The organism is Paenibacillus sp. OT2-17 (genome assembly GCF_009827695.1).
Classification (GTDB): Bacteria; Bacillota; Bacilli; order Paenibacillales; family Paenibacillaceae; genus Paenibacillus; species Paenibacillus polymyxa_B.
Window position 1 is genome coordinate 1 of record NZ_WUDQ01000228.1, and the last position, 5,514, is coordinate 5,514.

6 protein-coding genes are annotated in these 5,514 nt (G+C 42.5%); all 6 read left to right on the plus strand.

Annotated features, from left to right (window positions below; translation table 11 throughout):
• A partial coding sequence (locus tag GRP75_RS18120) for a ThiF family adenylyltransferase (RefSeq protein WP_160789972.1) occupies nt 1–722 on the plus strand: 722 nt, incomplete at its 5' end.
• Between the two features lie 85 nt (nt 723–807).
• A complete protein-coding gene (locus GRP75_RS18125) occupies nt 808–1,251 on the plus strand; it encodes a molybdenum cofactor biosynthesis protein MoaE (RefSeq protein ID WP_160789973.1) in 444 nt (147 codons plus the stop codon).
• Nucleotides 1,244–1,477 carry a MoaD/ThiS family protein gene (locus GRP75_RS18130; protein ID WP_160789974.1) on the plus strand — a complete coding sequence of 78 codons (234 nt, stop codon included), beginning with the start codon at nt 1,244–1,246 and terminating at the stop codon, nt 1,475–1,477. Before GRP75_RS18125 ends, GRP75_RS18130 begins: the two co-directional genes overlap by 8 nt.
• A gap of 37 nt (nt 1,478–1,514) precedes the next feature.
• The gene (gene moaA / locus GRP75_RS18135; protein ID WP_160789975.1) at nt 1,515–2,531 is read left to right on the plus strand and encodes a GTP 3',8-cyclase MoaA; all 1,017 of its coding nucleotides are present in this window, start codon (nt 1,515–1,517) and stop codon (nt 2,529–2,531) included.
• Between the two features lie 586 nt (nt 2,532–3,117).
• Nucleotides 3,118–3,951: a BglG family transcription antiterminator LicT gene (gene licT, locus GRP75_RS18140; protein ID WP_053325877.1), complete on the plus strand. Its 834-nt coding sequence runs from the start codon at nt 3,118–3,120 to the stop codon at nt 3,949–3,951.
• Nucleotides 3,952–4,058: 107 nt separating this feature from the next.
• On the plus strand, nt 4,059–5,514 hold a 1,456-nt coding region (locus GRP75_RS18145), incomplete at its 3' end, for a PTS transporter subunit EIIC (RefSeq protein ID WP_160789976.1).

The following is a 5,514-nucleotide window of genomic DNA, read 5'->3' on the forward strand; positions in this document are numbered from 1 at the left end:
CATATCTCGATAACTTGGATGCCGAGCTTGTTCAAGAACTTGCCAGCAAAAGTATATTGCTGATGGATGCTACGGACAATTTTGAAACTCGTCTGCTTATCAACGATGCTGCACTGAAGGCAGGAATTCCATGGATTTATGGAGCCTGTGTTGGAAGCACAGGCGTTGTTTTTCCATTCGTGCCGGGCGAGTCTGCTTGTTTACGCTGCCTTCTGCCATCGTTGCCTGCGATCAATCAGACCTGCGATACGGCTGGAATCATCTCGCCTGCAGTCCAGGTGACAGCGGCCCTCCAATGTGCAGAAGCCATGAAGTGGCTGAGTGGCAGACATGATAAGATGCGCCGCAAGGTTCATCTATTTGATCTATGGGAGAATACGCAGATGGACATAGGGATTTCCCGCATCCGTAACCAAGACTGTCCAACCTGTGGAGAGCATCCTACGTTTCCTGCACTGACAGCATCACGTCGCTCGGCGTATGCGGCTCTGTGCGGACGGAACGTGGTACAGGTTCTTCCAGACCCACAACGTCCGATCACGCTCGATGATGCAGAGAAAATGGGCAGGCTTATAGCAGATCGTGTAAAAAGAACCCCTTATTTCGTTGAATTTTATGCTTTTAAGCATCGAATGATTTTATTCAAAAACGGAAGGCTTCTCATACACGGTGTACGGAGTGTTGCCAACGGTCAAAAACTATATCATCAGCTGTTCGGTTAAATGAGATGTAGATACAAAAAGCAGAAACATTTAAAAGAGTCTGTCACCGGAGAGTGGCTTGTCCGGTGGCTGGAAGGTGGAAAAGATGAGTGTATTTGAAATCGTAACGGAGCCCATTATCCCGCAGGCTTATGCGGATTATGTCCTAAGGCAGGAAGCAGGAGCGGTGACTATTTTTACAGGGCACGTACGAGAATGGACTCAAGGCGTACGGACCTTATACCTTGCTTATGAGGCCTATGTCCCTATGGCTCAAAAAAAACTCGCAGAGATTGGTCACGAAATCGAACAGAAATGGGAAGGGACGCGAGTGGCGATCGCGCACCGCATTGGCGAGCTTCAAATCGGTGATATCGCCGTTGTCATTGCCGTTTCTTCCCCTCACCGTTCGGATGCGTATGAGGCGAATGAATACGCGATCGAACGAATCAAAGAAATAGTTCCTATTTGGAAACGAGAGATTTGGGAAGATGGAACGCAGTGGGTCGGAGATCAAAAGAAAAAGCCAGGGGAGATCAGTCATGATTAAGCTGTACTACTTTGCGGGACTCCGTGAGGTCACGGGAAAAGCAGAAGAATTGGTAGATTTGGCGGGCCAAACGGTAGGCGATTTATCCAGTTGGATAACAGATCAATATCCAGATATGCCGATCAAGTCTGTGCGAATTGCGATAAACGAGGAGTATGCGTTGTCTACGGATGTATTACAGGATGGAGACATTGCAGCTTTCATTCCCCCAGTCAGCGGCGGCTAATGAAAACGATGCTAAACAACTAGAAAGGAGGGGGCGTATGAATTTTCATCCACTGAAAGACAAGTTGCAGCGGCCGATTCGTGACCTGCGTATATCGGTTACAGACCGCTGCAATTTCCGCTGTTCCTATTGCATGCCTAAAGAAATTTTCGGTGACGATTACGCCTTTCTTCCCCAAAATGAATGTCTGTCGTTTGAAGAGATTCACCGGCTGACGAAGCTCTTTGTATCCCTGGGTGTAAAAAAGATCCGACTCACGGGCGGCGAACCATTAATGCGCAGGAATCTACCCGACCTGGTCTCCCAAATCCTGTCCATTGACGGAGTGGAAGATGTCGGCTTGACCACCAACGGTGTGCTGCTAGGACAGCAGGCTAAGCCTCTCTATGACGCGGGGCTACGACGGCTTAATGTCAGTCTGGACGCTCTGGACCCCGAGCTATTTGGGCGGTTGAATGGACGCGGGATTAAGCCTGATATTATTTTGAAGCAGATCGAATATGCAAGCGAAATCGGCTTTGAAATCAAGGTCAATATGGTAGTTCAAAAAGGCGTTAATGACTCGGAGATTTTGCCGATGGCCGCCTATTTTAAGGAGCAGGGAATAGCCCTTCGCTTTATCGAGTTTATGGATGTAGGTAATGACAACGGATGGAGCTTCAAAAAGGTACTAACCAAAAAAGAAATCATTGAACGACTTAAGAATGCGTACGAGCTGGAGCCGATGGATCAGGATTACTTTGGAGAAGTAGCAAAGCGTTACCGTTATAAAGACAGCGACGCACAGATTGGTTTTATTACTTCGGTTTCTGAATCGTTTTGTTCGTCTTGTACACGTGCCCGCTTATCGTGCGATGGCAAGTTTTATACATGTTTGTTTGCTTCAGGCGGATTTGGTCTACGTCAGATGCTTCGTAATGGAGCGAATGACCAGGAATTACTCGATGTGATTACTTCTGTATGGGAGCAACGCACAGACCGGTATTCCGATGAACGTACGGAGCAGACAGCCAACAACAAAAAAAAGATTAACATGTCCTACATTGGCGGCTGACATTTTATACCATGAGAATGTGCTGTATTTGATGTGGTTGCCTCGAAAAAGAAAGCGCAAACATTTTTGTTGGCAAAACTTAAATTCGATGTTATTATGATCTTGGGATTGTTACTGAAAAGGCAAAACCCGAGGCATGGAATTAGATTTCCATGTGTTGGGTTTTGCCTTTTCTTTTTAGAATACAAGCTTTACGATATCCTGCATGATATGAATATATGGCCCAGCCATAACGCAGAAAGGTGAGTGATATAAAGCCTTACAAGTGCTGAACAACAAAGATGATGACGTCGACCAACGAATCGACATCCGAAAAATGATGTCATAGGACGTGGTTAACCGACTATATTCATTTTCAAAACGGAATATCAGATCGGTTTGGAAGCACTCAAGATCATTCAGGGAAAACGTAAGGCTTTGTCTCTCATTATGAATGCGTTTTCATAACACGAAATTGTAAATCAATACATTTGCATTTGATTTACGACGAAGGTTTGATCGGCTATTACCGTCTTGTGACCTATCTGAAATTTCGCCCAGCAACTAAATCCTTTTTTAAATTTGATGGGATAAGGGGGGCAGTTAGATGATCATAACGAAGATATTTAATAACAACGCCATAATAGCCAAAGATCAAAAAAGAGATGAATTTGTTGTTATGGGTCGTGGTATTGCATTCAAAAAGAGTGCAGGTGAACAAGTAGAAGAGCATCTAATTGAAAAGGTCTTTGTGCTTAAACATAAAGATGCTTCAGAGAAATTTAAGTTATTGTTAGAGGATGTTCCATCAGAATATGTTTCGTTATGCTATGACATCATTGAATATGGAAAAAGCATATTAGAAGCACAATTGAGCGATTATATATATGTTTCGCTTACGGATCACATGAACAATGCATTTAAAATGTTTGATGAAGGGTTTAAAAATGCAAATCCATTAATTTGGGAGATTAAAAAATTTTATCCCAAAGAATTTGCGGTTGGATTAAAAGCACTGGAGTTCATTGAAGACGAAACAGGCAAACGATTGTCAGAAGATGAAGCAGGTAATATTGCTCTTCATTTAATAAATGCTCAAGTAAACAGCTCCTACAACAAGGTAGCAGATGTTGCTCAGCAAACTCAAAAAATACACGACATCTTGAATATTATTAAATACTCTTATAATACCACCATAGATGAACACTCGATCAGTTATGAGCGATTTATTACGCATTTAAGGTTCTTCTTTCAGCGATTAAATAAAAAAGAAAAAGTAGAACTGGAAGACGATTTTTTGTGGAGGCAAGTGAAAGCAAAGTACAAAAAGGCTTATGGCTGCATGCTGAAGATTGAGAAATACTTGGATATGGTATTGTCAGATGAGGAAAAGCTGTATATAACGATTCATATTCAGCGTGTGACCCAAAGAGAAAATTGAATAACTCTTGGATTGTTACTGGTAATGCAGGCGAAACCAACCTAGATCGAATTTGATCTATTTTGGTTTTGCCTTTTTTTATAAATACAATTAAAGGGGAAGTTACAATGAAGTATGAGACATTAGCAAAAGACATCATCAGAAATGTCGGCGGCAAAGAAAATGTGAATAGTCTAACTCATTGTATTACACGCTTGCGCTTCAAATTAAAAGATGAAAGTAAAGCCAATACAGAGGTTTTGAAAAATATGGATGGTGTTGTCACTGTGGTAAAGAGTGGCGGGCAATACCAGGTTGTTATAGGTAACCATGTACCTGAGGTTTATGCTGATGTTACTGCTGTAGGTGGTTTTCAAACAGGAGATTCAGAAGAAGCATCAGGTGAAAAAATGAGTTTGTTCAATAGATTCATTGATACCATTTCAGGTGTATTTACACCCACGCTGGGTGTCTTAAGTGCCACAGGTATGATTAAGGGCTTCACCGCCTTATTTGTAGCTTTGGGCTGGCTGGCCACTACATCGGGTACCTATCAAATTCTCAATGCTTTAGGTGATTGTTTGTTTTACTTCTTTCCTATTTTCCTGGGGTATACGTCAGCTAAAAAGTTCAATGCCAACATTTTTATAGGCATGGCTATAGGTGCATCGCTTGTGTACCCAACATTTAGCACGATAACAGCCTCGGGCAAACCACTATACACTCTATTTAGCGGTACTATATTTGAGTCACCGGTATATATCACCTTCTTAGGTATTCCGGTCATTCTGATGAGTTATGCGTCAACCGTTCTTCCGATTATCATATCCACCTATGTAGGCTCAAAAATAGAAAACTTCTTTAAAAAGGTAATCCCTAGCGTAGTGAGAACATTTTTGGTTCCGTTTTTCACATTGTTAGTTATTGTACCCTTAGCGTTGATTGTGATTGGACCTCTCTCGACTTGGGCAGGTCAACTGCTTGGCGCTGGAACCCTCTTTGTGTATAACTTAAGTCCGATTATTGAAGGTATGCTCATGGGCGCTTTCTGGCAAGTGTTTGTTATTTTTGGATTACACTGGGGACTTGTTCCTATCGCTATGAACAATTTAGCAGTGCTTAAATTCGATCCGATTCTTGCGGCTACGCTGGGAGCTTCCTTTGCTCAGACGGGCGTCGTACTGGCGATTTTGTTTAAAACCAAAAATGTAAAACTGAGATCACTTTCCATTCCAGCTGTCATCTCCGGGATTTTTGGTGTGACAGAACCAGCAATTTACGGGATTACATTACCACGTAAGAAACCATTTATTTTAAGCTGTATAGCATCCGCAGTAGGCGGCGGTATTATAGGAATGATGGGAACTAAAGGTTACATTATTGGTGGATTGGGTATTTTCGCTATCCCGAGCTATATCAGTCCGGCAGGAATAGACAACGGATTTTATGGGGCTGTTATCGGTATCCTGGTAAGCTTTGTATTAGGCTTCTTGCTTATGTTCTTTGGCGGATTTAAAGATGATGAAGTGAAAGAAGCAAAAAAGGAAGACAGTACACCAGGAGCGGCAAGAGGAGAAGTTTTAG

Excerpts from the sequence above, each read along its gene's own strand:
- GRP75_RS18125 (WP_160789973.1), top strand. The coding sequence starts at position 808 with ATGAGTGTATTTGAAATCGTAACGGAGCCCATTATCCCGCAGGCTTAT.
- GRP75_RS18130 (WP_160789974.1), top strand. The coding sequence starts at position 1,244 with ATGATTAAGCTGTACTACTTTGCGGGACTCCGTGAGGTCACGGGAAAA.
- moaA (WP_160789975.1), top strand. The coding sequence starts at position 1,515 with ATGAATTTTCATCCACTGAAAGACAAGTTGCAGCGGCCGATTCGTGAC.
- licT (WP_053325877.1), top strand. The coding sequence starts at position 3,118 with ATGATCATAACGAAGATATTTAATAACAACGCCATAATAGCCAAAGAT.